Annotated in this window: 22 protein-coding genes; 13 read left to right on the plus strand and 9 right to left on the minus strand. The window is 64.7% G+C overall.

Features of this window, described 5'->3' with window-relative positions; all coding sequences use genetic code 11:
- Positions 1 to 3: 3 nt before the first annotated feature.
- Positions 4 to 258, minus strand: a complete 255-nt coding sequence (locus tag C0Z19_RS16835) for a hypothetical protein (protein WP_102610987.1) — start codon at positions 256 to 258, stop codon at positions 4 to 6.
- 235 nt (positions 259 to 493) lie between these two features.
- Between C0Z19_RS16835 and hemA the strand changes: the two genes are divergently transcribed.
- From hemA to C0Z19_RS16870, 7 genes are all read left to right on the plus strand, one after another.
- Positions 494 to 1798, plus strand: a complete 1305-nt coding sequence (gene hemA, locus C0Z19_RS16840; RefSeq protein WP_102610988.1) for a glutamyl-tRNA reductase — start codon at positions 494 to 496, stop codon at positions 1796 to 1798.
- Between the two features lie 84 nt (positions 1799 to 1882).
- Entirely contained in the window at positions 1883 to 2965 is a 1083-nt protein-coding gene (gene prfA / locus C0Z19_RS16845) for a peptide chain release factor 1 (RefSeq protein ID WP_102610989.1), read from the plus strand.
- A gap of 24 nt (positions 2966 to 2989) precedes the next feature.
- The gene (gene prmC / locus C0Z19_RS16850) at positions 2990 to 3853 is read left to right on the plus strand and encodes a peptide chain release factor N(5)-glutamine methyltransferase (RefSeq protein WP_102610990.1); all 864 of its coding nucleotides are present in this window, start codon (positions 2990 to 2992) and stop codon (positions 3851 to 3853) included.
- Between the two features lie 57 nt (positions 3854 to 3910).
- On the plus strand, positions 3911 to 6088 hold the full coding sequence (locus C0Z19_RS16855; RefSeq protein ID WP_102610991.1) for a hybrid sensor histidine kinase/response regulator: 2178 nt from the start codon (positions 3911 to 3913) through the stop codon (positions 6086 to 6088).
- A gap of 88 nt (positions 6089 to 6176) precedes the next feature.
- Complete coding sequence (grxD, locus tag C0Z19_RS16860; RefSeq protein WP_102610992.1) at positions 6177 to 6488, plus strand: Grx4 family monothiol glutaredoxin; 312 nt, start codon at positions 6177 to 6179, stop codon at positions 6486 to 6488.
- Between the two features lie 70 nt (positions 6489 to 6558).
- Positions 6559 to 7155 carry a UbiX family flavin prenyltransferase gene (locus C0Z19_RS16865; RefSeq protein ID WP_102610993.1) on the plus strand — a complete coding sequence of 199 codons (597 nt, stop codon included), beginning with the start codon at positions 6559 to 6561 and terminating at the stop codon, positions 7153 to 7155.
- Between the two features lie 147 nt (positions 7156 to 7302).
- Positions 7303 to 8085 (plus strand): DODA-type extradiol aromatic ring-opening family dioxygenase, encoded by a 783-nt coding sequence (locus tag C0Z19_RS16870; protein WP_102611115.1) that lies wholly within the window; start codon positions 7303 to 7305, stop codon positions 8083 to 8085.
- A gap of 199 nt (positions 8086 to 8284) precedes the next feature.
- On the opposite strand, the gene C0Z19_RS16875 is transcribed toward C0Z19_RS16870, so the two are convergent.
- The gene (locus C0Z19_RS16875) at positions 8285 to 9877 is read right to left on the minus strand and encodes an APC family permease (RefSeq protein ID WP_102610994.1); all 1593 of its coding nucleotides are present in this window, start codon (positions 9875 to 9877) and stop codon (positions 8285 to 8287) included.
- Between the two features lie 443 nt (positions 9878 to 10320).
- Between C0Z19_RS16875 and C0Z19_RS16880 the strand changes: the two genes are divergently transcribed.
- Complete coding sequence (locus tag C0Z19_RS16880) at positions 10321 to 10524, plus strand: cold-shock protein (protein WP_102610995.1); 204 nt, start codon at positions 10321 to 10323, stop codon at positions 10522 to 10524.
- A gap of 136 nt (positions 10525 to 10660) precedes the next feature.
- On the opposite strand, the gene C0Z19_RS16885 is transcribed toward C0Z19_RS16880, so the two are convergent.
- On the minus strand, positions 10661 to 11920 hold the full coding sequence (locus tag C0Z19_RS16885; RefSeq protein ID WP_102610996.1) for an Hsp70 family protein: 1260 nt from the start codon (positions 11918 to 11920) through the stop codon (positions 10661 to 10663).
- A 206-nt stretch (positions 11921 to 12126) separates the two neighbouring features.
- On the opposite strand from C0Z19_RS16885, the gene C0Z19_RS16890 reads away from it, so the two are divergent.
- Entirely contained in the window at positions 12127 to 13680 is a 1554-nt protein-coding gene (locus C0Z19_RS16890) for an MFS transporter (RefSeq protein WP_102610997.1), read from the plus strand.
- A gap of 126 nt (positions 13681 to 13806) precedes the next feature.
- Here the strand turns inward: C0Z19_RS16890 and C0Z19_RS16895 are convergent, their stop codons facing one another.
- Positions 13807 to 15096, minus strand: a complete 1290-nt coding sequence (locus tag C0Z19_RS16895; protein ID WP_102610998.1) for an MFS transporter — start codon at positions 15094 to 15096, stop codon at positions 13807 to 13809.
- Between the two features lie 253 nt (positions 15097 to 15349).
- On the opposite strand from C0Z19_RS16895, the gene C0Z19_RS16900 reads away from it, so the two are divergent.
- Both C0Z19_RS16900 and C0Z19_RS16905 read left to right on the plus strand, forming a co-directional pair.
- A complete protein-coding gene (locus C0Z19_RS16900) occupies positions 15350 to 16012 on the plus strand; it encodes a TetR/AcrR family transcriptional regulator (RefSeq protein ID WP_102610999.1) in 663 nt (220 codons plus the stop codon).
- A 54-nt stretch (positions 16013 to 16066) separates the two neighbouring features.
- Positions 16067 to 16648 (plus strand): DUF1415 domain-containing protein, encoded by a 582-nt coding sequence (locus tag C0Z19_RS16905; protein ID WP_233196177.1) that lies wholly within the window; start codon positions 16067 to 16069, stop codon positions 16646 to 16648.
- Between the two features lie 119 nt (positions 16649 to 16767).
- Here the strand turns inward: C0Z19_RS16905 and C0Z19_RS16910 are convergent, their stop codons facing one another.
- Entirely contained in the window at positions 16768 to 17604 is an 837-nt protein-coding gene (locus tag C0Z19_RS16910) for a class I SAM-dependent methyltransferase (protein WP_102611000.1), read from the minus strand.
- 322 nt (positions 17605 to 17926) lie between these two features.
- On the opposite strand from C0Z19_RS16910, the gene C0Z19_RS16915 reads away from it, so the two are divergent.
- On the plus strand, positions 17927 to 18250 hold the full coding sequence (locus C0Z19_RS16915) for a DNA-binding protein (protein ID WP_102611117.1): 324 nt from the start codon (positions 17927 to 17929) through the stop codon (positions 18248 to 18250).
- A 104-nt stretch (positions 18251 to 18354) separates the two neighbouring features.
- Here C0Z19_RS16915 and C0Z19_RS16920 read toward each other — a convergent pair whose 3' ends face one another.
- Positions 18355 to 19503, minus strand: coding sequence for a N5-glutamine methyltransferase family protein (locus tag C0Z19_RS16920; RefSeq protein ID WP_102611001.1), 1149 nt, complete (start codon positions 19501 to 19503; stop codon positions 18355 to 18357).
- A 106-nt stretch (positions 19504 to 19609) separates the two neighbouring features.
- Positions 19610 to 21508: a putative bifunctional diguanylate cyclase/phosphodiesterase gene (locus tag C0Z19_RS16925; RefSeq protein WP_158243001.1), complete on the minus strand. Its 1899-nt coding sequence runs from the start codon at positions 21506 to 21508 to the stop codon at positions 19610 to 19612.
- Between the two features lie 299 nt (positions 21509 to 21807).
- Here C0Z19_RS16925 and C0Z19_RS16930 point away from each other — a divergent pair, with 299 nt between their 5' ends.
- A complete protein-coding gene (locus C0Z19_RS16930; protein WP_146012086.1) occupies positions 21808 to 22383 on the plus strand; it encodes an Lcl C-terminal domain-containing protein in 576 nt (191 codons plus the stop codon).
- Between the two features lie 9 nt (positions 22384 to 22392).
- Here the strand turns inward: C0Z19_RS16930 and C0Z19_RS16935 are convergent, their stop codons facing one another.
- Together C0Z19_RS16935 and C0Z19_RS16940 are read right to left on the minus strand one after the other, a co-directional pair.
- Positions 22393 to 24048: an L-lactate permease gene (locus C0Z19_RS16935; RefSeq protein ID WP_102611004.1), complete on the minus strand. Its 1656-nt coding sequence runs from the start codon at positions 24046 to 24048 to the stop codon at positions 22393 to 22395.
- Positions 24049 to 24198: 150 nt separating this feature from the next.
- Positions 24199 to 26373: a malate synthase G gene (locus tag C0Z19_RS16940; protein ID WP_102611118.1), complete on the minus strand. Its 2175-nt coding sequence runs from the start codon at positions 26371 to 26373 to the stop codon at positions 24199 to 24201.
- Positions 26374 to 26384 lie beyond the last annotated feature (11 nt).

Consider the following 26384-nt stretch of genomic DNA (forward strand, 5'->3'; position numbering starts at 1 on the left):
GATTCAGCGGCGGGAGGCAAGGCCGACCGTCACGGCGACGGCGATGAGCGCAAGGCCCGTACAGACGGGCCATTCGAGCGTTTCGCCGTCGTGGAACAGGCCGGAGACGTTGCCGGCCATTTTGGAGGCTACGGCAGCAACGACGCCAGCTAGCAAGGCAATGGAGAGGCCGACGCGGCTCGAACGGCGCAGCGGATGAAACCACCATCCGGCGAGTCCGACCGCAAGGCCCAGAACGACGATGCCCGACCAGCCCATCAGCGCCCGCCCCGACTACATTTTGCTTCGCCGCCGGACGCCAGCGCGCGAAGGGAACCACCAAATCGCATGATCGCTCTCTTATTTTCTCTATCAGAAGACCTTGCCCCCCGCGCGGGCGGGCCTTAAGGGGCGCGCGCTCAGCGAACCACGGGGCGAAACCGCTATAATAACCGGCTGAAATATCAGAGCCGTCCGCCGTCGTCCGCCACAGGAGCGGCCTTCGCCCCCACGTATGCAACTGCTCACGATCGGAATCAATCACCACACTGCGCCCGTCGCCTTGCGCGAGCGCGTGTCGTTTCCGCTCGAGCAATTGAAGCCGGCGCTCGACGCCTTCCAGGACATTTGGCGGGAGCGTGCGGCGCTGAGCGCGCCGGAAGCGGCGATTCTCTCCACCTGCAATCGCACCGAACTCTACTGCGCCACGGACGACCGCGCTGCGCGCGAGGCCGCGCTGCAATGGCTGTCGAGCTACCACGGATTGTCGATCGACGAACTCGCGCCGCACGTGTACGCGTTGCCGCAGTCCGAAGCGGTCCGGCACGCGTTCCGCGTCGCCTCCGGGCTCGATTCGATGGTCCTTGGCGAAACGCAGATCCTCGGACAAATGAAAACGGCGGTGCGCTCGGCCTCCGAGGCTGGCGCGCTGGGCACCTATCTGAACCAGCTGTTCCAACGCACGTTCGCCGTGGCCAAGGAAGTGCGCGGCACGACGGCGGTCGGCGCTCAGTCGGTGTCGATGGCGGCCGCAGCCGTGCGGCTTGCGCAGCGCATCTTCGACAAGATTTCGAACCAGCGCGTGCTGTTCATCGGCGCGGGCGAGATGATCGAGCTGTGCGCGACGCATTTCGCGGCGCAGAACCCGCGCGAGCTCGTCATCGCGAACCGCACGACCGAGCGCGGCGCCAAGCTGGCCGGACGCTTCAACGGCCACGCAATGCCGCTGTCCGATCTGCCCGCGCGCATGCACGAGTTCGACATCATCGTCTCCTGCACGGCTTCGACGTTGCCGATCATCGGGCTCGGCGCCGTCGAGCGCGCTGTCAAGGCACGCCGCCGCCGGCCGATCTTCATGGTCGATCTGGCAGTGCCGCGCGACATCGAACCCGAAGTGGCCGCGCTGCAGGATGTCTTCCTCTACACGGTCGACGATCTCGGGGCGATCGTGCGCGAAGGCAACGCTTCGCGCCAAGCCGCCGTGGCGCAGGCAGAGACGATCATCGAATCGCGCGTGCAGGGGTTCATGCAATGGCTCGAGGCCCGCAGCGTGGTGCCCGTGATTCGTCATATGCATACGCAGGCCGATCTGCTGCGTCGCGCGGAGCTCGAGCGGGCGATGAAAATGCTCGGGCGTGGCGACGATCCCGCTGCCGTCCTCGAAGCGATGTCGCAAGCGCTGACGAACAAGCTGATTCACGGTCCGACGCACGCGCTCAACCGCGCGGGCAGCGACGAACGGGCCAAGCTCATCGACATCCTCGGCGGTTTCTACGGACACGCCAAACCGGCCGAGCCGTCCGACCCGTCCGACCATTAGCGGCGCTCGCCTGCGCCGACGCGCCCGCCGCGTTCCCTCCTGCCCGCTTTTTACACCTTCTTTCCGGGGAGCCCCGCTCCGCACATGAAAACGAGCATGCAACAGAAGCTCGACCAGCTGACGACACGGCTGGCCGAACTGAACGATCTCCTCGCCCGCGCCGATGTCACGTCCAATATGGATCAGTACCGCAAACTCACGCGCGAGCATGCTGAAATCGGTCCCGTCGTCGAGCACTACGCGTTCTGGCGCCAAGCCCGCACCGACGCCGCGACGGCGCAGGACCTGCTTGCCGACGCGTCGATGCGCGAGTTCGCCGAAGAGGAAGTCCGGGCATCGCGCGACAAAATGGCGCAGCTTGAAGACGATCTGCGCAAAATGCTGCTGCCGAAGGATCCCAACGACGATCGCAACATCTTCCTCGAAATCCGTGCGGGCACCGGCGGCGATGAATCGGCGCTGTTCGCCGGCGACTTGCTGCGCATGTATCTGCGCTATGCCGAGCGTCAGCGCTGGCAGGTCGAGATGATGTCGGAAAGCGCGTCCGATCTGGGCGGCTACAAGGAAGTCATCGTCCGCATCGCGGGCCAGGGCGCCTACTCGAGGCTCAAGTTCGAGTCGGGCGGACACCGCGTGCAGCGCGTACCGGCCACCGAGACGCAGGGCCGCATCCACACCTCGGCCTGTACCGTGGCGGTGATGCCCGAAGCCGACGAGATCGGTGAAGTAGAGATCAACCCGGCCGACTTGCGGATCGACACGTTCCGCGCGTCGGGTGCGGGCGGCCAGCACATCAACAAGACCGATTCCGCGGTGCGCGTCACGCACCTGCCCACGGGGATCGTCGTCGAGTGCCAGGACGATCGCTCGCAGCATAAGAACAAGGATCGCGCGCTGAAGGTGCTCGCTGCGCGGATCAAGGACAAGCAGTACCACGAACAGCACGCAAAGGAAGCGGCCACGCGCAAGAGCCTGATCGGCTCGGGCGATCGCTCTGAACGCATCCGCACCTATAACTTTCCGCAGGGGCGTCTCACCGATCACCGGATCAACCTGACGCTCTACAAGCTCGATTCGATCATGGACGGCGACCTCGACGAATTGATCGCGGCCCTTGTCAGCGAGCACCAGGCCGAACTGTTGGCCTCGCTCGGCGACGCCGACTGAGCGCAAGAGCACCGCTTGTACCCCATGACCTCCGACTCCGCCACGCCGGCCGCCACTGCGAGCGGCTTGCTGCGCGCCTCGCCGCTGCCGGCGCTCGAAGCGCGCGTCTTGCTCGCGCACGTGCTCGGATGGCGGCGCACCGAGCTCATCACGCGCGGGGACGAGCCCCTTGGCGCGGCCGCGGTGGCCAACTATCGCGCGCTCGAAGCACGCCGTGCCGCCGGTGAGCCGATTGCGCAAATCGTCGGCGCCCGCGAGTTCTACGGCTTGACGTTCGAGGTCACGCCGCAGGTGCTGATTCCGCGCCCGGAAACAGAGCTGCTCGTCGAAACGGTGCTGGCCGCAATCGAGCCGATTCCGTACGCCCGCGTGCTCGATCTCGGCACGGGCAGCGGCGCGATCGCGATCGCCATCGCGTCGGTGCGGCCCGATGCGCGCGTTCAGGCCGTCGATCGTTCGCCAGAGGCCTTGGCCGTCGCTGCGCGCAACGCCGGGCGGCTGCTTGATCGGGCGCGCCCCGGCGGCGCGTTGCAATGGCTGCAAAGCGATTGGTACGCGGCGCTCGCGCCTTCGTCGACGTTCGACGTCATCGTCAGCAACCCGCCCTACATCGCCGCCGGCGATCCCCATCTCGATGCGGGCGATTTGCGCTTCGAGCCTCGCGGCGCGCTGACCGACGAAGCCGACGGGCTCTCGGCGATTCGCGCAATCGTCGCGGGATCTGGTCCGTTTTTAGCGCCGCGCGGCCATCTGTGGATCGAGCACGGCTACGATCAAGCGTCCCGCGTGCGCGCCATTCTGACTGCGGCCGGCTTCGTACAGGTGGCCTCGCTGCCCGATCTGGCAGGAATCGAGCGGGCAACGGGCGGCATTGCAGCCCCGCAATAGTCATTTCTCCAGGTCCGAACGGCGTCTAACATGAATTGATGCCCCGGGAGTACTGATATGATCCAAGCTCGCCCGCGCTCGGGGCGGACTTGGCGCACGCCCCCCATCGAACCTGAAGCGGAGCACACAGTGAAGCGCGTCCTGCCCAACCCAGGCAAACGTTTGACGGTCCGCGGTACAGAGCTTCACGCGGACGATTCGCCCGAAGTTGCCCATCGCAAGCTCGCGCGCATCGCATTCGACGAGGCTTCCACATTCATCGCTCTGCTCGGTTGCGATGGGACAGTGCTCGAGTGCAATCGCGGCGCGCTCGGCAAATCCGTGCCCCTGCCGGCTGAAATGCTCGGCCGTCCACTCGCCGAAACGTTTTGGGCGTCAGCCTCGCAGCGCGACAGCCACGCGTTGCTGCAGCACGCGTTGGCCCGCGCAGCCGCCGGCGAAACCGTGCGGTTCGACGCGCTCTCGCCGCAAGCTCATCCGGGCGCCGCGCCCGTCATTGTCGAATCGACGCTGCGCCCCGTCCGCGACGACGCCGGCACGATCACGTTCGTGCTGTTCGAAGCGCGCGAAGCCACGCAACAGCGTCGCAACGAGGCGGCGCTGCATGCCGGCAAAGCGCAAGCGCAAGCCGAAGCCGAAGCGCAAGCCGATCGCGGCCATGCCGCGTCGGCTCAGTTGCAGCAGACCGAACAGCGGTTTCGGCTGCTCGTCGAAAGCGTTGTCGATTACGCCATCTTCATGCTCGACGTCGACGGCTATGTCACGAGTTGGAACGCCGGTGCGCAACGGATCAAGGGCTACGGCGCCGACGAGATCGTCGGCCAGCACTTCTCGCGCTTCTACTCGGAAGAAGACCAGCGCAACGGCGTGCCGAAGCGCGTTTTGCAAACCGCCGCGCGCTCGGGCAAGTTCGAGGGCGAAGGATGGCGCGTGCGCAAGGACGGCTCGCGGTTTTGGGCCAACGTCCTCGTCGACGCCATCAAGGGTCCGGACGGCGAGGTCATCGGCTTCGCCAAGGTCACGCGCGATCTGACCGAAAAACGCAATATCGAAGCGCAGTTGCGCCAGTCGCAAAAGATGGAGGCGATCGGCCAATTGACGGGCGGCATTGCGCACGATTTCAACAACCTGCTGCAAGTCGTGATCGGCAGCCTCGAGGGGCTCCAGCGCCGTGCCGGGGCTCTGTTGGGCTCGCCGCGAGGCGCCGACATGCAGCGTTTCATCGACAACGCGCTGCGCGGCGCCAACCGCGCCGCCAACCTGACCGGGCGCCTGCTCGCGTTTTCACGGCGCCAAACGCTCGACGCGAAGCCGACCGACGTCGGCAAGCTCGTCACCGGCTTGTCCGACCTGCTGCGGCGCACGCTTGGCGAGGCGATCTCCATCGCAAGCGTCAACGCCGACGATCTCTGGCGCGTATCGGTCGACGCCAATCAGCTCGAAAGCGCACTGCTGAACCTGGCCGTCAACGCGCGCGACGCCATGCCGTCCGGCGGCAAATTGACGATCGAAACGGCCAACACAGGGCTCGACGAAAAGTACACCTCGCAGTTCGACGGACTCGAGCCGGGGCAGTTCGTCGTGATCGCCGTGAGCGACACGGGCGTGGGCATGTCGGCCGACGTCATCGAGCGCGCCTTCGAACCGTTCTTTACGACGAAGGAAGTCGGGCACGGCACGGGCCTCGGCCTGAGCCAGGTTTATGGCTTCGTCAGGCAGTCGGGCGGCCACGTGCGCGTGTACAGCGAAGTCGGCGAAGGCACGACCGTGAAGCTCTTTCTGCCTCGCCTCGCGAGCGACGCCGTCCACGACGAGCCGGCCGAGCACAGGCCCGTTGCAGCCAGTCGTGGCGGCGAGACGATTCTCGTCGTCGAGGATGACGAGAGCGTGCGCACAGCGGCGAGCGACATGCTGCGCGAACTCGGCTATCGCGTGGTAACGGCGGAGGACGGCGCGAGCGCACTGCGTCTCATCGGCGAGCGCCCCGAAATCCGGCTGCTGTTTACGGACGTGGGTCTGCCGGGCGGCATGAATGGTCGTCAGTTGGCCGAAGCCGCGCGTGCCAGCCGGCCGGAATTGCCTGTTTTGTTCACAACCGGCTATGCGCGCAATGCGATCGTCCATCACGGTCGGCTCGACCCCGGCATCAATCTGCTGTCCAAGCCGTTCACCTATGTGGAGCTGGCCGACAAGCTGAGCCGGATATTGGCGGATGCGCCGGGGGCGGCACGATAGGGGCATCGGCTCGCGTCGATGAAATCCGCTATCATTTCGCTCTATCTTTTCCCCGTTTCGCGCCTGAAGCGAAAACACAAGGTCAGACATGGATACGCAACAACGCATCAAGCAAATCGTCGACGAAAACGCCGTCGTCCTTTTCATGAAGGGCAACGCACAATTTCCGATGTGCGGCTTTTCGGGCCGCGCCGTGCAGATTCTGAAGGCATGCGGGGTCGATCAGTTCAAGACGGTCAACGTGCTCGAAGACGAAGAAATTCGCCAGGGCATCAAGGAATTCTCGAACTGGCCGACCATTCCGCAGCTTTATGTGAAAGGCGAATTCGTCGGCGGCTCGGACATCATGATGGAGATGTACCAGTCGGGCGAACTGCAGAACCTGTTCGCCGCGGCTTGAGCGCAACAAGCGAAAGGAGCCGCGCTGTGCCGGCTCCGTCGCTGCCCGCCCCCGCCTCCACGACACCGCCATGTCCGCCGTCAGTGCGCCGCCGCGCCGGCTGATCGTCGCGATCACGGGCGCGACGGGGGCGATCTATGGCGTCCGCCTGCTCGATGCGATGCGGCGCATCGACGCGCTCGAGACCCACGTCGTCGTGTCGAGCGCCGGCTGGCTCAACCTCCAGCACGAACTCGGGCTGACAAAGGACGACCTTCACCCGATGGCCGACGTCGTCCATAGCGTGCGCAATGTCGGCGCGAGCATTGCCTCGGGCTCGTTCGCCACGGACGGCATGATCGTGGCCCCGTGTTCGATGAAGACGCTCGCAAGCATCGCGCATGGTTTGTCCGACAATCTGATAGCGCGCGCCGCCGACGTCACGCTCAAAGAGCGCCGGCGCTTGGTATTGCTGGTACGCGAGACGCCGCTGAACCTCGCCCACCTGCGCAACATGACGGCCGTCACCGAGATGGGCGGCGTCATATTTCCTCCGCTTCCCGCTTTCTATCATCGGCCGACGTCGATCGACGACATCGTCAACGATACCGTCGCACGCGTACTCGACATGTTCGCGCTGGGCCCCGCGCTGGCGGCGGCCTGGCCGGGATTGCGCGGCGAGGCTTAGGCGCCCTGGCAGCGTCGCGCGGGCGGCGTGCTCACCCGCGATTCACCACTCCTGTGACACGATCCGTTTCCTGAAAGCCCGTTTATCGAACTGGCGGATCGGCCTATGCTGATCGTCGTTACCGATGGAGGCTCGCGCTCTCACACCATGGCACGTTTACCCTCGCTTTTCCTGTCGCACGGCGCCCCGACGCTGCCGATCGATCCTTCCATGCCGTCGGGCGAATTTGCTGCGCTCGCCGCCCGCCTGCCGCGCCCCCGCGCAATCCTGATGCTCTCGGCTCATTGGACGACCGACATGCCGGTCGTCAGTACGGCCGAAGCCCCCGAAACGATCCACGATTTCTACGGTTTTCCGCGCGAACTGTACGAACTGAGCTACCGGGCGCCTGGCGCCCCGGATCTGGCGCGCACGGCGGCCACGCTGCTGAGCGACGCGCAGATTCCGACGCAAACGCAGCCGCACGGGCTCGACCACGGCGCCTGGGTGCCGCTGCTGCTCATGTATCCGCAGGCGGACATCCCCGTTGCGCAATTGTCGATTCAACCGCACCGCGATCCCGCGCATCACTATGCAGTCGGACGCGCGCTGCGCCCTTTGGCGCAAGACGGCGTGCTGATCGTCGGCTCGGGGCAGATCACGCACAATCTGCGAGCGGCCGACTTCGGCGCACGGCCCGGCGATGCCGATCCGCGTGTGGCCGAGTTCACCGCCTGGTTCGAGTCGCAACTCGCTGACCGGGAGATCGAGGCGCTATTGGACTACCGGCGCCGCGCGCCCCACGCCGTGCTGATGCATCCGACCGACGAGCATTTGCTGCCCGTATTCGCCGCGCTCGGCGCAGCCGACGACGATTATTCGCTCGATATCCAATCGCTCGGCACCTATCAGCGCGCACTCGCGATGACGAACTACGTGTTCGGCGGCTGAACGGGCTTCGGAGGCGCGGTGCGACGACCCACGGCCGCACCGACGAGCCGCCGGACAAGCGTCCAGGCAAACCCTCGCCCTCCGGCGCCCCATAGACGAAGGCCCGTCCGACTCTGCGTCGGACGGGCCTTTCGCCTTCTTCTTGCTCGATACGCAGCTTCGATTGCCCGCGAACCGCACCGCGGGCAGCGAGCCGGTTTTAGACTCCCACGCCTTCCAGAATGTCTTCCTCGGGTTCACGCTCGTCGAGGTAGCGCGTCCGATATCCCGTGTTGATACCCCAGAAGTAGAAGATCAGCGCGAACACGGCCACGACGAGCATGTCCCAGCCGTACGGCAGGATGTTCAGGCCGCCGAACTGCTTGCTGCCGAGGACCGAGAGGACCGCCATCGTCGGCAGATAGGCGACCAGCCACCAAGCCGCCTTCAGATCGTCGCCCCAACCGTCCCAGCCCGACTTGCCTTGGTAGTAGAAGTAGATCGGCAGCGCGACGACCATCAGCAGGATGATCTCGCCCGTCAGCGGCCACTTCGCCCAGTAGAGGACGAGCGAGGCGCAGACGAACGCAAACGGCGCGATGACGTTCATCAGCGGCAGGCGCAGCGGACGTTCGACGTGCGTCGCCGTGCGGCGCAATGCCATCAGGCTGATCGGGCCCGTCAGATACGAGATGACGGTCGCGACCGAGATGACGGCGGCCAGCGAGCTCCAACCGCGGAAGAAGAACAGGAAGACGAACGAGACGCCCAGATTGAACCACATCGCGTTGCGCGGCACGCCGTAGAACGGATGGACGTTGCCGAACATCTTCGGCAGCGTGTTGTTGCGCTCCATCGCGTAGATCATGCGCGTGGTCGTGGCCATGTAGGTCGTGCCGGTGCCGCTCGGGCTCACGAACGCGTCGACATAGAGCATGATCGCGAGCCAGTTCAGGTTCAGCGCAATCGCGAGTTCGGCGAACGGCGAAGCGAAGTTGAAGTGGCTCCAGCCCTTCGCGACGTCGGCCGGATTGACGGCGCCGATGTAAGCGACCTGCAGCAGGACGTAGATCACGAGCGCGAGCAGGATCGAGCCGATCACGGCGAACGGAACGCTCTTGGACGGATTGCGCGCCTCGCCGGCCAGATTCACGGGGCTTTGAAAACCGTTGAAGCTGAAGACGATGCCGCTCGTCGCGACGGCCGTAAACACCGCCGACCAGCCGTAAGGCGCGAACTGGGTGGAAGTGCCGAAGTTTTCGCTGTGAAAGCCCGACATCAGCAGGCCGAGAATCGTCAGGCCCGGGATGATGAACTTGAACACCGTGATGGCCGTGTTCGCGCGTGCGAATACCTTCACGCCCCAGTAGTTGAGCATGAAGTAGACGATGACGAGCAACGCCGACAGGACGAGGCCCAGCGGCGTCAGCGATCCGTTGACAAATAAATCATGCGCCCACTGATAGGGCCAGGTGCTCATGTACTGGATCGAGGCTTCGGCTTCGATCGGGATCACCGAGACAATGGCGATCCAGTTCGCCCATGCACTGATGAAACCGACGAGCGCACCATGCGAATAGCGCGCGTAGCGCACCATGCCGCCCGATTCGGGGAACATGGCGCCGAGTTCCGCATACGTGAGGGCGATCGCGAGGATGACGACGGCGCCGATGATCCAGGCGCACACCGCGGCCGGCCCGGCGATCTTAGCGGCCTTCCAGGCGCCGAACAGCCAGCCGGACCCGATGATGGAACCCAAGCCGGTCAGCATCAGCGCAAACGGCCCGATGTTCCGTTGAATAGAACTTTTCACAACCTCTCCTTGGGGGGGATGTACGAATGGCGCGCGGGTGGGGCCACGCACCGGTTCTGCAAGAAGCGTGCAACCGGCGCGGGTGCCGCGGCTTGGGGGAGCCGCAACCAGGCGCAACCGCACGGCGCGGCGCGTAGTTTAGCGGCTGAATTCACTTAATTGGTGCGAAATGATCCGTCACCAAGAAAAAAACCTCGTAAGCGAAAGATTTGTAAGAAGAATCCCCGATCGAGGCGTTTGGGCGCAATTTTTGCGCAGCGAAATTCTGTTGACCGCAACGGGAATTCGCCGTATAACTGCAAGCGCAGGATTTCAAGTGGCGAGTGTGGATTGGTCTTTCGTAGTTCGCCCCCATCAGGTACTCCGGTTGTCCTATTACCCTTCCTTGATTTTCGTGCGCTCCCGGGCTTCGGCCTTTTTCATTCAGTTTAGGAATCAGTAATATGGAAACCGGTACCGTCAAGTGGTTCAACGACGCAAAGGGCTTTGGCTTCATCACCCCCGATGGCGGCGGCGAAGATCTCTTCGCGCATTTCTCGGAAATTCGCGTTGAAGGCTTCAAGACGTTGCAAGAAAACCAGAAGGTGTCGTTCGAAGTGAAGACGGGCCCCAAGGGCAAGCAAGCAGCGAACATCAAGCCGCTGTAAGGCGCTGATTGCTGCGAGGCGTTCATCGCATCGCAGCATGGCCGAAAGGCCGCGTTACAGCAGTTGATCGCCGGCGCATCGCGTTGCGCGACTGCAAAACCCCGCATGTATGCGGGGTTTTTGTTTTGTGCGCCCGCTATGCGAACAGCCGCTGAGCGTGGATGCCCAGGCCCGCCGCGACGCTGGCCAATCGATCGCCGAATACGGGCCGGGCCTCGGGAAACGCCTCACGTAGCGCGTTCGTCAAAAAGTGCAGCCCGGTCGAGCCGCCCGTGAAGTAGAGCGCATCGACCGAGCTCGGGGCGACGCCCGCCACCCTCACCGTCTCGCGTGCCGCTTCGGCGATGCGCCGCGTTTCCTCCGCGCCCGTTTCGATCAGTTGCGCGTCATCGAACGCAACGCGCAAATCCGCTTCCACGTCATCGAGATCGATCGAGGTCTCGCCGCCCGCAGCCACGCCGATCTTGGCCTCTTCCGCTCGCGCCGCCAACGCGTGACCGAGCCGGCGCTCGACGACGCGCATGAGCCGTTCGTGATGCCGGACATCGCGATAAAGGTGCCGCATCAGCGCAAGCTCGCCGACGCGTTTGCCGCTGTAGACCGTGTTGATCAGGTGCCAGGTCGCCAGATCGAAGTAAATCCGGTTCGGCACCTCGCGGCCCTCGGGGTCCAGCGAGCGGTAGCCCAGTTCGGGCAGGATCGCGTCGAGTTCCACGCGCCGGTCGAAATCGGTGCCGGCCACATGCACGCCGTGATGGGCCAGCACGTCATCCTTGCGCTCGATGCGGCGCATTCGCTCGGGCCCGACCCGGACGAGCGAAAAGTCCGAGGTGCCGCCGCCGATGTCGGCCACCAGGACGAGCGCTTCAGCGCTTAGCCGCGACTCGTAATCGAATGCGGCGGCGATCGGCTCGTACTGGAAATGGATCTCCTTCAAACCTGCCGCCTGCGCCGCAGCGGCCAATTGGCGCTCGGCGAGTGCGTCGGCATGCGCATCGTCGTCGACGAAAAACACCGGGCGCCCCAGCACGGCGCGTTCGATCGCCACCCCCGCACAGGCTTCGGCCTGGCGCTTCAGGAACGCCACGAAAATAGCGATCACTTCGGTGTACTTGATGGCGCTGCCATCACCGAGATCGGTCGCGGTCTCCGCCAGCGACGAACCGAGGATGCTTTTGAGCGAACGCATCAGGCGTCCGTCGAATCCGTCGATGTATTCGGCCAGCGCCGCACGGCCGTAGACGCGCGTGTGTTCGTCGGTGTTGAAGAAGACTGCCGTAGGCAACGTCGTATGCGCACCTTCGACAGGGGCCAGGATCATCGCCTCGCCACGCGGCAACGCCACGGCCGAGTTGGACGTGCCGAAGTCGATCGCGCAATAGGGCTTCGCTTGCATCGCAACTCGCTTTATGCCAACAGAAGGGAGCGCTTTTTAACACGAACTGACCAACACTAGCAATCGGTACACCCATGGGCGCCCGCACTTCATTGGCGTGCGGAAGGTCTGGGCGCGATTTTTGCGCCGCTTGCCGACGATCCACCGCTTGCCAAGCCCGGCGTTGCGCCTTCGCAAGCCGGCTTTCATCAGGAGATTGCCATCCAATGAAAACATCGCTGCGTCAGCCCGAGCGGCTGCAGTCCGAGCGTGCCGTCGGTACGCTGCGGGGGCGCGCGGACCCGTCCCAGGACGCAGCGCCGGCGGCGGCGCTCCTGCGCGCGCGCGAAGACATCATCGAAACCGACTTGCCGTCCCGGCTCGATCGTCTGCCGTGGGGGCGCTTTCATACACTGATTGTCATCGCGCTGGGCATCACGTGGCTGCTCGACGGGCTGGAGGTCACGCTGGCCGGCGCCGTGGCGGGGGCGTTGAAGGCAAGCCCTGTCCTGCGTCTGACCGACGCCGATATCGGGTTTGCCGGCAGCGCCTACATTGCCGGCGCCGTGCTCGGCGCAGTCGGGTTCGGCTGGCTCACCGACCGGCTCGGGCGGCGCAAGCTGTTCTTCGCCACGTTGGGGCTCTACCTCGTCGCAACGGCGGCCACCGCGCTGTCGTGGAATTTTGCGAGCTTTGCCGCGCTGCGTTTCCTGACAGGCGCGGGGATCGGTGGCGAGTACGCTGCCATCAATTCGACGATCCAGGAATTCACATCGGCACGGCTGCGCGGCTGGACCGATCTCGGCATCAACGGCACTTTTTGGGTGGGCGCGGCGCTGGGAGCGGGTGGCTCGCTCGTGCTGCTCGACCCGCACGTGATGCCGGGAGACCTAGGCTGGCGCGCCTGCTTTTTCATCGGCGCGGTGCTCGCATTCGTCATCGTCTTCATGCGCTTTTGGGTGCCCGAGAGCCCGCGCTGGCTGCTCACGCACAACGAACCTCGCGAAGCGCACAGCATCGTCGAGGCAATCGAGGCGCGTTTTCATCGCGCCGGGCGCGCACCGCTGTCGATGCCACTGCAGAGACTTCGCTTCCGACGACGCGAGACGACACCACTCAGGGAGGTCTTCATGGCGCTGTTCGTGACGCATCGCCGCAGATCGTTCGTCGGTCTCGCGCTCATGACGGCGCAGGCGTTCTTTTACAACGCGATCTTTTTCACTTACGCACTCGTGCTGACCGATTTCTACCACGTGCCCGGCGGGGAAGTCGGCCGGTATCTGCTGCCATTCGCGCTGGGCAACTTTCTCGGACCGATTGTGCTCGGGCACGCCTTCGACGCGATCGGGCGACGCACGATGATCGCCAGCACCTATGCGCTGTCAGGCATCCTGCTGGCAGCCAGCGGGTATCTGTTCGCACGCGGGATGCTGACGGTCGAGCAGCAGACGATCGCCTGGATGGTGATCTTCTTCTTCGCATCGGCGGCCGCGAGTTCCGCGTATCTGACCGTCAGCGAATCGTTTCCGCTCGAAATCCGCGCCCTGGCGATCGCCGTCTTTTACGCGTTCGGCACCGCGCTCGGAGGCATCGCGGGGCCGGCGCTGTTCGGCCGCCTCATCGATACGCAGCAACGCGGCGCCGTATTCGAGGGCTATCTCGTCGGCTCGGCATTGATGGTGGCCGCCGCGGCGATCGCCGCGATCTGGGGCGTCGACGCCGAGCGCAAGCCGCTGGAACAGGTCGCCGCACCGCTTTCGGCCGTGCACGACGAGCCTTGAGGGCGCGGCCGATGTAAAGAGGAGCGTCCTGCCCTTGCCCGTCACCGGAGCCCCCTTCGCACCCGTGACGCCAAACAGCGTCGGGCGCGCTCAGGCGCAGGCACCCTCAGGCACCCTCAGGCACCCTCAGGCAGCCGACGCCGCCACCGCGCGCCGGGCGCCGCTACGGTGAATCCGCAAAACCAGCACCGCGCCGATCAGACACAGCCCGCCCGAAATCATCGAGGCCACCGTGTAGGTACCGAGGCTCGAGCGCAGCAGACCCGCGCCGTAGGCAGCGAACGCCGCGCCGAGCTGATGGCCCGCCACGACCCAGCCGAACACGACAGGCGCCGATTCCTTGCCGAAGACGTCGGTCGTCAAGCGCACGGTCGGCGGCACGGTCGCGATCCAATCGAACCCGTAGAACACGGCAAACAGCGGCAACCCGAAAAAGTCGAGGCCGAACGCATACGGCAGATAGATCAACGAGAGCCCGCGCAGCCCGTAGTACCAAAAGAGCAGCACGCGGCTGTTGAACCGATCCGACAGCCAGCCCGACATCGTCGTGCCGAACAAATCGAAGATGCCCATCGCCGCGAGCAATGACGCGCCCTGCACTTCGCTCATGCCGTAATCGCCGCACATGGCGATCAGGTGCGTGCCGACATAACCGTTCGTGCTCGCGCCGCAGATGAAAAAGCTGAAGAAAAGCAGCCAGAAGTCGCGCTTTTTGCTTGCCATCGCAAGCGTGCCGAACGCGATCGCGAGCGGATTCTGCGCGGCGTTCGTGTCGGCGCGCGGCGCGTCGTGCGCCTCGCCATAGGCGCGCAGGCCGACGCTGGCCGGTCGCTCGGGCAGCAGGAAGGCGACGAGCGGCAGCACGAGCGCGGCCGCAATCGCGACGATGAATACGACGGGCCGCCATCCGTGATGCTCGGCCACGGCGGCGAGCATCGGCAGGAACACGAGTTGTCCCGTCGCCGAGCTGGCGGTCAGGATACCCATGACGAGCCCGCGACGCTGCGTGAACCAGCGGTTGACGACCGTGGCCGACAGCGTCAGCGCCGCGACGCCGGTCGCGCCGCCCACCATGACGCCCCAGATCAGGATCATTTCCCACGGGGCCGTCATCATCGACGAAAGCGCGACGCCGCCGCCCATCACGGCCAGCGCCGTCATGAGCGTGGGCCGCACGCCGAAGCGTTGCATCGACGCGGCCGCGAACGGACCGGTGAGCCCGTACAAGGCGATATTGACGGAAATCGCGAGCGAGATGGTGGCCCGACTCCACCCGAACTGATGTTCGAGCGGAACCATCATGACGCTCGGCGTCGCACGCGTGCCGGCTGCGGCCAGCAGCACCAGAAACACCACCGCCGCGACGACCCACCCGTAATGCGCGCGTCCGCTTATTTTTCCTGCAATCCAGTTCATCTGCACTCCTGTTTGCGCGCGGGCGGCGCTTGCCGGCGCCGCGCGCTTGGTTGGGCGTTTTCGTTCTTATCGGTGCGTCCGAGGTCGATTCGGCGAGACGTCGGGTCGTCCGGTGTGACAGACCTGTCACAAATGCGAGTTGCCATGCTAGTTACCGATCGGTAACATGTCAAGTTATCGAGATTCGTAGGCTTGTGCGATCGGATGTCGAGCGCCGATCATCGCAGTTCAAACCGGACACCTCACCTTCACCATGACGACCAGAAGCGCCGAACACCGCTCCCGCCATCCCTCGGCGGCCAGAACGGCCGCCGAGCGGGCACGCCCTCATACCGCCGGGGCCACGGCGCAGCAACTGCTGCTGCGCGCGGCCGGCGAGCTTTTTTACCAGGAAGGGGTGCGCGCGGTGGGCGTGGACGCCGTCGTCGAGCGGGCCGGCGTCAACAAAATGAGCCTGTACCGACAGTTTTCGTCAAAGGACGAACTCATCGTCGCGTATCTGGAGCAAGCGAACGACTGCTTTTTCAGCTACTTCGACAAGAGCATCGATCAACATCCGGGCGACCCGGTGCGTCAGATCACCCAGTATTTCGAAGACTTGCAGCACCGGGCATCGCGCGAGGGCTATCGTGGCTGCCCGTTCGTCAATGTGGCGGCCGAGTTTCCCGACCCGTCGCACCCGGCGCGTCAGATCGTTGCCCGCAACAAGGCGCAATTGATCGAACGGCTGACGGCGTTGACGACGGCGGCCGGGGCCGACGATCCGGTCGCCCTCGCAGATGCGCTCGCCCTATTGCTCGAAGGCGTCTATGCCGCGAGTCAGACGTACGGCCCCGGATGCGGGCCGGTCCGGTCGGCCGCGCGCGTGGCCGCGCAGCTGGTTGCTGCTGCATGCCCGCAGCACGCGGGCGGGTAAAATGGCGGCGCCTCCTTTTTGCACCGTTTCACAGTCGACATGATGGATCTCACCGTGGACCCGCGGCCAGCCAACGATAACGACGCGATCGTCGCCGCGACGCGCCATTGGCTCGTGCGCGCGGTCATCGGTCTCAATCTCTGCCCGTTTGCAAAGAACGTTCATACCAAGGGGCAGATCCGCTACGTCGTGAGCGAGGCTTCCGACGTCGAGGGCATGTTGGACGCGCTGGAAACGGAACTGCGCGCGCTCACCGATGCGGACCCGGACCGCATCGACACGACACTCTTGATCCTGCCGCACGCGTTCGCCGATTTTCTCGAATTCAACGACGCGCTGTTCTTTGCGGAACGTCTATTGACGCAGATGCGCCTTGAAGGCGAACTGCAGATCGCGAGCTTTCATCCGCGCTATCAATTCGCCGATACGCAGCCCGAGGACATCGAGAACTATACGAACCGGGCGCCCTACCCGATCTTGCACCTGCTGCGCGAAGCCAGTGTGGAGCGCGCGACGCAGGCCTTTCCCGACGCCGCCGATATTTACGAGCGCAATCAGGAAACGCTACGCCGCCTCGGACACGAAGGCTGGCGTCGATGGATGCAGGAGCAAGAGCAGGCGCGGCTCGCTACCTGACAGTCGGTCGAAGCAGCGGGGGGCGCAGCCGCCGGGCTGTTCGCGTCGTACGCAGCACGTCGACGCTGCATTCCTTCCGGATTCCCGTTCGACCCGCACTCGATCCCCGCAGCCTCGCACTAAGCCGGCGTAAGAAACCGCTCACGCAGCGAATCGAGTCCGAAGGTATCGAGCACCTGCGCCAAACGCTCGGCCGGCCGCTTGCGCGGCAAATCCTTGTACTGCGCGACGATGAGCTCATTCTTCATCGAATGCTCCCAGCCGACGAGTTCCGTTACCGATACCTGATAACCGTGCGCCTCGAGCTGCAGGCAGCGTAGAACGTTCGTGATCTGGCTGCCGAATTCGCGCGTATGCAGCGGATGGCGATAGATTTCCGTCAGCGCGTTGCCGAGGGATTTGCCCTTGTTGCGTCGCAGGACGCCGGCCACCTCGGCCTGGCAACACGGCACCAGCACGATGTGGCGCGCGCGCTTTTCGAGGGCGAAACGGATTGCGTCGTCGGTCGCGGTGTCGCAGGCGTGCAGCGCCGTCACGATATCGACCGTCTCGGGCAAGCGCGACGAGGCGATGGAATCGGCCGCCGAGACGTTTAAAAACGACATCGCCTCGAAGCCGAGGCGCTTGGCGAGCGCCGTCGATTTCTCGACAAGTTCGGCGCGCGTTTCAATTCCGAAGATGTGCGAACCGCTACCGGCCGGTAATGCCTTGAAAAAAAGATCGTAGAGGATAAAACCGAGGTACGACTTGCCTGCGCCGTGATCGACGAGCGTCACCGCGCCTCGATCGTGCAGCACATCCTCGAGCAGCGGCTCGATGAATTGGTACAGATGGTAGACCTGCTTGAGCTTGCGGCGGCTGTCCTGATTCATTTTGCCGTCGCGCGTCAGGATATGAAGCTCCTTGAGCAGCTCGACCGATTGTTCTGGGCGGATTTCGTAAGTCTTGGTGGACATAGTGGGACAGCTCACAGGCAAGTCGCCTCCAACGTGCGACAGCCTACAGAAGCATAAAAGCAATCGCGTCAGTTTACCGAAAAGCGCAAAGACGCCGGAGACGGCGCAGGAATGGTTTATGCATGCACGCGCGGACGCGATTGTTCCGCGACCGGGACCGACGACGAATACCGGCGATAACGCCGCGTCCGACAAGCCTTCGCGCGACGCCCATGATCGAGCGTCGGCCGACGCGCCGTCAACGCGTTACGTAACGTTACGTCGCGGGCGGCGCCCGGCCGGCATGCAACGGAGAGTCGACGAAAGGACAAGGACGACAGCCATGGCTACGATACCCAGCAACGATGCCGAGCAAAAGTTTCAAGCGATGCTCGCCAATCTCCTGACGCCGCCTTCGGGTTGGTCCGAGAAACAGCAGTTGGAGCTCGAGATGGCCCGCGACATTTCCGTGGAAATGCTGCGGCTGGCCGAAGCGATGCGCGACTCGGACCCCGGCCTCGAAGCGCTGCTGACCCTGCTCAAGTACGCGAAGGTGATGGATTTCATTCTGACGACGCTCGCTTCGCGGCGCGAGATCCGGCCGCAAACGCTGCGCGTGATCTTCAAGCTGGCCGGCCTGAAGGTGGACGAAGCCTATCCTGGCTGAGCGCGGGGGCACACGCCCCTGCGCCCGGCCAACCTGTGCGCTTCGATGGAGCGACACGCTATCCCTTTCCCTCGCGGCAGTCACGCACGCCAGCCAGGCAATCATCACTTCATACCCAGCCGCCACAACGAAGTCAGCTCCGCCGCACGCGCGCGGTAGAGCGGATCGGAAGGATCCGTCGCCTTGGGATGAACAGGCCGAACATCATCCTTCGCAATCACCCGCAAGCCCGCCGCATCGATCATTGCGAGCAATGCGTCGCGAGAACGCAAGCCCAGATGCTCGGCCAGATCGGACAAGATCAGCCACCCTTGCCCACCCGGTTCCAGATGCGCCGCGAGACCGTCGAGAAAGCCGCGCAGCATGCGGCTCTCGGGATCGTAGACGGCGCGCTCGATCAGCGAAGCCGGCCGCGCCGGCAGCCAAGGCGGATTGCAGACGATCAGCGGCGCGCGCCCAGGTGGGAACAAATCGGCTTCGAGCAGTTCGACCTGCCCGTCCAGGCCCAGACGCGCGATGTTCTCACGCGCGCAGGCGAGCGCCCGCGCATCGGTGTCAGTCGCGATCACACGCTCGACCCCACGCCGGGCCAGCACGGCCGCGAGCACCCCCGTACCCGCGCCGATGTCGAACGCGAGCGTGCCAGCTGGCAGCGGCGCGCGCGCAACGAGTTCGACATATTCGCCGCGCACCGGCGAAAAAACGCCGTAGTGCGGATGAATACGCGCGCCGAGCGCGGCGATTTCGACGCCTTTCTTGCGCCACTCGTGCGCGCCGATCAGGCCGAGCAATTCGCGCAACGAAACGACCGAGGACGCGGATTCGCCCGCATCGACATCGGCTTGCCCGTACGCCTCCTCGCACGCCGCCTTCACATCGGGCGCACGCCGCAGCGCGATCGAATAGTCGGCTTCGAGCGTAATCAGAAGCATGCCGAGCGTGCGTGCGCGCTGCGCCTGCGCTTGCCGATGGGCGTTGAACGCGTCGAGCGGCGAAGCGCTCTGCTTGCGCGGCTTGCGATCGATCCGCCGGGACATGGCCTGCAGCAACTGACGCGCGTTTTGAAAATCGCCCCGCCAGAGCAGCGCAGTGCCCTCGCAGGCCTGGCGATACGCGGCGTCGGCGCTGATGCGATCATCGGCGATCACGACGCGGCGCGGCGGCGGCACGCCGGCTTCGGAGCGCCAGCGGGCCGTATGCTCGCCCGAGGCGTCGCTCCAAACGATGAGGGGGAACGGGGAAGAAGAAGTCACGAGACGAAATTGAAAAAAGTACTACGCGTGCCTCACGGTGGTCAGCCGCGCAAACCGACACGATACCGCGCTTTAAGTCCGAGCCGCTCGTTTCGCGTGATCGAACTCAGACCATGACCCTCGCGCGCGACCCGCTCAGTTCGGCGTTCGGGGGGACGGGTAGCGTCGCGCCCTGCAGCAACAGACGCGTCGTCGCATCGGCATCGAGCGGCTTGCTGAACAGGAATCCTTGCGCATCGTGGCAGCCCAGTTCGAGCAAAAAGGCTCGCTGCGCATGCGTCTCGACACCCTCCGCGATGACGGCGAGCTCGAACGCATTCGCCAACGTCACGACGGCCGTCGCAATGGCGCCCGAATCGCCCGAACCGATCCCTCGCACGAACGCGCGATCGATCTTGATTCGATCGACCGGCAGCGTGCGCAGCTGGTCGAGACTCGAATAACCCATGCCGAAATCGTCGACGGCCACGCGCATGCCGATACGGCGGAACTCGGCGAGGCGGCGCGCCGATGCCTGCGGGTTCTTCATCAGCGCCGTCTCCGTCACTTCGAGCTCGAGCAATGCCGGATTCATCCCCGTTTCGTCGATGATGCGCTGAAAGGTCTTCACGATATCGGCCCGCTGCAGTTGCAAAGGCGATACGTTGACGGAAATCGGCACCGGCTTCACCTGCAACTCGCGCCATACCGAAAACTGCTCGCAAGCCGCACGCAACACCCACTCGCCCAATTGGGAAACGAGGCCCGACGCCTCCGCGACCGCGACGAAATCGACGGGGCTCACGAACCCGTACCGGGCGTCGTGCCAGCGCGCCAACGCCTCGAAGCCGCGCACCTCGCCCGTGCGCATGTCCACCTGCGGCTGATAGTTCAAATGCAGGCCGCCGCTCTCGAGCGCCTTTCGCAAGCGGCCCGACAACCTCAAACGCGCGTCGGCTTCGTTGCGCATGCGTCGACGATAGAACTCGTAGCAATTGCGGCCGCGGCTCTTGGCGGTGTACATCGCCATGTCCGCAGCGCGAATCAGCGATTCGGCATCGGCCCCGTCATCAGGAAACACGCTGATGCCGATGCTCGCACCGACGACGAGTTCGTGCTCACCGACAACGATCGGCGAACCGAGCGCGGCCAGCACCGCGTCGGCAAGCCGATGGTGACCATCGCTGCCGCCCTGCGTTTCGCTGACGATAACGAACTCGTCGCCGCCGTAGCGCGCGACGAGATCGTCACGCCCGGCGCAGGCCCTGAGCCGCGTCGCCACTTCGACGAGCAGTTGATCCCCAATGTTATGTCCGAGCGCATCGTTGACGGTCTTGAATGCATCGAGATCGATGAACAACACGTCGATGCCCGGCGCGCGGGCCATCTCCGCCTGCAATTTCGCTGCGATCGTCATGCGGTTCGACAGCCGCGTCAGGCTGTCGCGCTCGCTGAGCTCGCGCAGCCGGCTCGAGCGCTCGCTGAGCTTCATGTAGACGTCGTAAGTGGTTTTCGCCAGCACGAGCGGATAGCCGAGTATCACGGGCACCCACGCGACAGCGGCCTCGGTGCTCATTACGGAGACGACGTGCGCGCCGAACACGAGCGTGCCCGCGCCGACGCCCAAGGCCATCGCAATCAGGCCACAGCCGAACAGCCGCCACCCGCCGGCGGCCATGTTGTCGATCGCGAACATCAAAAAGACGACGACAGTGGCCGCCGGTGCAAAGTGGACGGCAGTGACGAACCAGCCGCCGAGGATCGAATCGACGATGAAGTTCCAGCGCTCGCGCGCGAGCGGCTGCGGTGCATGGCGAACGCTCAGAAAGGCCAGATGAGGCCAACCGAAGCACGCAATCGCGACGGGCGCCAGGGTCCAGAGGGACGCATGCTGCTCTTGCAGCAAAACGAGAAGCGGGAAGAAGCCGATCGCAAAGCCGAAAAGCCGCAGCAGATAGATGCGCCGCACGAACCCGGCACCAATGCGTGGCGGTTCCGCGCGATTTGCGCTGGGTCTGGCTGTCAACCGTGTCGGCTCATTCGGCATATGAAATTGTTGGAGCGCACGAGCGCTTTGGGTGCGCCACAGCACATCGGAAACGATGCAATTGTCATAGTAACGGCCGCTCGTCCTAAAAGTTTAGACAAAAAGAACGGCCGCGCGCGGGACGCGGCATCATCCGCCTCGCCCCCGCGCACGAGTGCACTTCGTCGAATCCTCAGCAAAATTCGCGCGTGGTCGGCGTCGGGGAACGCAGGTGCACGCCATCGCCGATCAACCGCCCGGGCTCGGCACGGGCTCATGAACAAGGAAGGGAAAACAGGATGAGCACCACTATCGGACGTATGTCACAGGCACGAGAAACGATGATGGCGACGATCGCCAAGCCGATGGCGCTGGCCGATGCGCCGCCCGTGGGCACGTACTGGCGGGGCCAGGGCGGCATCTACGCCGGCATCATCCCCGACTATGTCGGTCGCGAGCCGCGCTTCTTGATTTTCGCAACCGACGAAGCCGTCGACCTGCCCTGGGGGGGCTTTGCCGCGGTCGAGCAAGGCGCGGACCATCCCTATAACGGAGCCGTCAACACCCGCGATCTCGTCGAGTGCGAACGCGCCCCCCATGTTCATGACGCCGCTCATTTCGCCGCCGAATACGAAAAAGACGGGCGCCGCGACTTCTACCTGCCGTCGAAACGGGAGCTCGACGTCGCGTTCGTCACGATCCGCGACACGTTCGATCCGACCGACTGGTACTGGTCGAGCACGGAGGAATCCGAGACGATGGCGTACGGCCGAAACTTCGGCGAAGTCGATACGCCATCGCTGTTCAAGCACGTCAAGGGCCGCGTGCGTCCGGTGCGCAGTATCCCGGTAGCCAACGGCGACCCCGAAGCGTAGTCGGCCCGATCACTGCGGCAGCGCCGGGATCATCCACGGGAACACATGCTGCTGCAGGAATACGAGCACGCCCAGCAACAGCGTCAGGAACACGCTATGCCAGAACGTGCGCGCGAAGACGACGCCCTCCTGCCCCTTGAGGTCCGTCGTCGAGACGCCCGTCGCGATGTTCTGCGGCGAAATCATCTTGCCCATCACGCCGCCTGACGAGTTCGTCGCCGCCATCAGCACCGGGTCGAATCCGAGCTGACGCGCCGCGACGACCTGCAGATTGCCGAACAATGCATTGCCCGACGTATCGCTGCCCGACAGGAACACGGCGATCCAGCCGAGCGTGGCCGAAACGAGCGGGAACAGCGCGCCGGTCGACGCCACGCCGACGCCGAGCGTATAGCTCATCCCCGAGTAATTGAGCAGGTAGGCAAGGCCGACGATCATCATCACGGTGACGATCGCAATGCGCGTTTGTCGCCAGGTGGATGCGACGCAGGAAAAGAAAGCGGCAACGCTACAGCGCGACAAGACCGCCGTGATGATTGCGGCGAGCAGGATCGCGGTGCCGGTGCCCAGCGGCTGGAAGTCCCAGATCGCCGCATACGGTTTCTTGTAGAACGAGACGAACACCGCGTTGTGCAGCCCGGGCCATTTGATCTTCACATCGCCGATCATCGCGATGCCGGCATGCACCCAAACGATCACGACGACCGACACGACGAGCCACGGCAGCCAGCCGCCCCAGAATCCCCCGCGCGATCGCGCGGCCCCGACCCCTGCCATCGCATCGTCGCGGCGCGCGATCGCATACTGCGGATCCACCACGGGCCGCCATATCTTGAGGAAACCGATCGTCACGATCAGCGAAGTCAGCGACGACAGCACGTCGGTGAGCTGGTAGCTGAGGTAGTTGGACGTGACGAACTGCGCAAGCGCAAAGCTGCCGCCGGAGACGAGGAGTGCCGGCCAAAGCTTGCCGATCGAACGAAAGCCGCTATAGACGCCAACGACATAAAACGGCAGCAGCAGCGCGAAGAACGGCAATTGGCGGCCGACCATTGCGCCGAGCGTCACAGGCGGCAGCGACGTCACGGCGCCGAGCACCGTGATCGGCACGCCGAGCGCGCCGAATGCCACGGGGGCCGTGTTGAAGATCAGCGTGAAGGTGAGCGCCTCGAGCGCGGGAAAACCGAGTGCGATCAATAGCGCGCTCGTGATCGCGACCGGCGTGCCGAATCCGGAGATCCCTTCGAGCAAACACCCGAACGAGAACGCGACGACGAGCAGAACGAGCCGTCGATCGTCGGGCAGGTGATCAAGCATCCACTGCCGGAATTGATCGAACCGCCCCGTCTTCACGGCGATGTTGTAGAGCAGCAGCGCGTTGAAGACGATCCACATGACGGGCACGAGCGCGAGCGCCATCCCCGCGCCGACTGCATCGAAGGCGAGGCCGGCGGGCATCCCCCAGACTGCGATCGCGATGATGAGCCCCGAGATCAGGCCGGCCAGCGAGGCTTGCCAGGCGGGGCGGCGTAGCACGCCGAGCATGATGAGCGCGACGAGGATCGGCAGTGCGGCGACAACGAACGACAGAAACAGCGAATTCCCCACGGGCGTCAGCGGCTGCGCGAACACCGTTCCGGGCGGGAGCGCCACGGTTGGATTCATTTTTCGTCTCCTTTTGATAGTAGTTGTCAGACGGGCGCCGATCGCCGTCGCTCCGTCGCAGGGGCCACACTACCCTCATTCGCGCCGCGCCTGCCGATGCGACGCAGCCGGTGCGCCGCCGCCCCGAGACGGCGCGCCGGGCTGTTGCCCTTAGCTGCCCTGCTCGCGCCGCTTCAGTTCGAGCCGGAACCGATGCAGCAGCGGTTCCGTGTACCCGCTCGGTTGCGCACGGCCTTCGAAGGCGAGCGCGCAGGCGGCCTTGAACGCGATCGACGCGGCATAGTCCGGCGCCATCGGCCGGTAATTTGGATCGCCGGCGTTCTGCTTGTCGACGACCACGGCCATGCGCTCGAACGTCTCCTTGACGAATTCGGGCGTGACGACGCCATGATGCAGCCAATTCGCGATGTGCTGGCTCGAGATGCGCAGCGTCGCGCGATCCTCCATCAAGCCGACGTTGTCGATATCGGGCACCTTCGAGCAGCCGACGCCTTGATCGATCCAACGCACGACATAGCCGAGAATGCCTTGCGTGTTGTTTTCGACTTCGCGTCGAATGTCCTCCTGCGGCCATTGCGCACGCGCCACCACGGGCACCGTCAACAGCCCGTCGAGCAGCGCATCGCGTTCGGCGGCGTAATCGACCTGCTCGAGCGTCTGCTGCACCGCTTGCACATCCACCTCGTGATAATGCAACGCATGCAATGTCGCCGCTGTGGGCGAGGGCACCCAGGCCGTGTTCGCCCCCGCACGCAATTGAGCACCTTTCTGATCGAGCATGGCGCGCATGAGGTCAGGCATCGCCCACATGCCCTTGCCGATCTGCGCCCGCCCGCGCAGCCCGCAGGCCAGCCCGACAAGCACGTTGTTGCGCTCGTAGGCGGCGATCCACGTCGAGCTCTTCATGTCGCCTTTGCGCAGCATCGGGCCGGCTTCCATCGCCGAATGCATTTCGTCGCCGGTGCGATCGAGAAAGCCTGTATTGATGAAGGCCACGCGCGAGGCCGCCGCTGCGATCGAGGCGGCGAGATTCAGGCTCGTGCGGCGCTCTTCGTCCATGATGCCGATCTTGATCGTATGCGCCTGCAGGCCGTAAAGCGCTTCGACGCGACCGAACAGCTCGTCGGCGAACGCGACCTCGGCCGGCCCGTGCATCTTCGGCTTGACGATGTAGATCGCGCCCGTGCGCGAGTTGCGGCGGTTGTTCCGATCGTGCAGCGCGCATAACGTCGTCACGACCGCATCGAGGATGCCTTCCGGAATTTCGCGGCCATCGCGATCGAGCACCGCCCCCGTCGTCATCAGGTGGCCGACGTTGCGCACGAACAGCAGCGAACGGCCGTGCAGCGTCAACGCGCCGCCGTCCGCCGCGCGATAGGTGCGATCGTCGTTCAGGCGCCGCGTGAACGTCTTGCCGTTCTTCTCGACCTGTTCGGCGAGCGTGCCTTGCATGAGGCCGAGCCAATTGCGGTAAAGCACAACCTTGTCGGCCGCGTCGACGGCGGCGACCGAGTCCTCGCAGTCGATGATCGTCGTCACCGCCGCTTCGAGCACGACATCGTTGACATGCGCCCCATCGGTCTTGCCGATCAGCGCCTGCGCGTCGATCTGGATTTCGATGTGCAGGCCATTGTGCTTGAGCAGAATGGCCGATGGCGCATCGGCCTCGCCTTGATAGCCGACGAACTGCGCCGCCGTCACGAGGCCCGCTTCGCCATCCTTCGTGCTGACGACGAGGCGCCCATCGCGCACGGCATAACGCGTTGCATCGCGATGCGATGCACCCGCGAGCGGTGCGGCCCGATCGAGGAACGCGCGCGCGTACTCGATCACGCGCGCGCCGCGCACCGCGTTGTAGCCGGCGCTGCGCGTGGCGCCGCCGTCCTCGGGTAGCGCGTCGGTGCCGTACAGCGCGTCGTACAGGCTGCCCCAGCGCGCATTCGCCGCATTGAGCGCATAACGCGCGTTCGAGAGCGGCACGACGAGTTGCGGGCCCGCTTGTTCGGCGATCTCGCTGTCGACGCCGGTCGTGGCCGCTTTCACGCCCGTCGGCGCCGGCACGAGGTAGCCGATTTCTTCGAGAAACGCGCGGTAGGCGCGCACGTCGCGCACCGGACCCGGATGCGCGCGATGCCATTCGTCGAGCGCCGTCTGCAGCCGATCGCGTTCGGCCAGCAGCGCACGGTTCTTCGGAGCAAGATCATGCACGAGCGCGGCGAAGCCCTGCCAGAAAGCCTGAACGTCGATACCCGTCTGCGGCAGCGCTTCGCGTTCGATGAATTCGCTGAGCGCCGCATCGACGCTCAATCCGTGGTGGTCGGTCATGTTCATGGTGC

The sequence above is a fragment of the Trinickia soli genome, from assembly GCF_002879855.1.
Lineage (GTDB): Bacteria > Pseudomonadota > Gammaproteobacteria > Burkholderiales > Burkholderiaceae > Trinickia > Trinickia soli.

What these genes read in the sequence shown, in the direction of transcription:
- C0Z19_RS16835 (WP_102610987.1), bottom strand. Translation starts at nt 258, where the DNA reads ATGGGCTGGTCGGGCATCGTCGTTCTGGGCCTTGCGGTCGGACTCGCC.
- hemA (WP_102610988.1), top strand. Translation starts at nt 494, where the DNA reads ATGCAACTGCTCACGATCGGAATCAATCACCACACTGCGCCCGTCGCC.
- prfA (WP_102610989.1), top strand. Translation starts at nt 1,883, where the DNA reads ATGAAAACGAGCATGCAACAGAAGCTCGACCAGCTGACGACACGGCTG.
- prmC (WP_102610990.1), top strand. Translation starts at nt 2,990, where the DNA reads ATGACCTCCGACTCCGCCACGCCGGCCGCCACTGCGAGCGGCTTGCTG.
- C0Z19_RS16855 (WP_102610991.1), top strand. Translation starts at nt 3,911, where the DNA reads ATGATCCAAGCTCGCCCGCGCTCGGGGCGGACTTGGCGCACGCCCCCC.
- grxD (WP_102610992.1), top strand. Translation starts at nt 6,177, where the DNA reads ATGGATACGCAACAACGCATCAAGCAAATCGTCGACGAAAACGCCGTC.
- C0Z19_RS16865 (WP_102610993.1), top strand. Translation starts at nt 6,559, where the DNA reads ATGTCCGCCGTCAGTGCGCCGCCGCGCCGGCTGATCGTCGCGATCACG.
- C0Z19_RS16870 (WP_102611115.1), top strand. Translation starts at nt 7,303, where the DNA reads ATGGCACGTTTACCCTCGCTTTTCCTGTCGCACGGCGCCCCGACGCTG.
- C0Z19_RS16880 (WP_102610995.1), top strand. Translation starts at nt 10,321, where the DNA reads ATGGAAACCGGTACCGTCAAGTGGTTCAACGACGCAAAGGGCTTTGGC.
- C0Z19_RS16885 (WP_102610996.1), bottom strand. Translation starts at nt 11,920, where the DNA reads ATGCAAGCGAAGCCCTATTGCGCGATCGACTTCGGCACGTCCAACTCG.
- C0Z19_RS16890 (WP_102610997.1), top strand. Translation starts at nt 12,127, where the DNA reads ATGAAAACATCGCTGCGTCAGCCCGAGCGGCTGCAGTCCGAGCGTGCC.
- C0Z19_RS16895 (WP_102610998.1), bottom strand. Translation starts at nt 15,096, where the DNA reads ATGAACTGGATTGCAGGAAAAATAAGCGGACGCGCGCATTACGGGTGG.
- C0Z19_RS16900 (WP_102610999.1), top strand. Translation starts at nt 15,350, where the DNA reads ATGACGACCAGAAGCGCCGAACACCGCTCCCGCCATCCCTCGGCGGCC.
- C0Z19_RS16910 (WP_102611000.1), bottom strand. Translation starts at nt 17,604, where the DNA reads ATGTCCACCAAGACTTACGAAATCCGCCCAGAACAATCGGTCGAGCTG.
- C0Z19_RS16915 (WP_102611117.1), top strand. Translation starts at nt 17,927, where the DNA reads ATGGCTACGATACCCAGCAACGATGCCGAGCAAAAGTTTCAAGCGATG.
- C0Z19_RS16930 (WP_146012086.1), top strand. Translation starts at nt 21,808, where the DNA reads ATGAGCACCACTATCGGACGTATGTCACAGGCACGAGAAACGATGATG.
- C0Z19_RS16935 (WP_102611004.1), bottom strand. Translation starts at nt 24,048, where the DNA reads ATGAATCCAACCGTGGCGCTCCCGCCCGGAACGGTGTTCGCGCAGCCG.
- C0Z19_RS16940 (WP_102611118.1), bottom strand. Translation starts at nt 26,373, where the DNA reads ATGACCGACCACCACGGATTGAGCGTCGATGCGGCGCTCAGCGAATTC.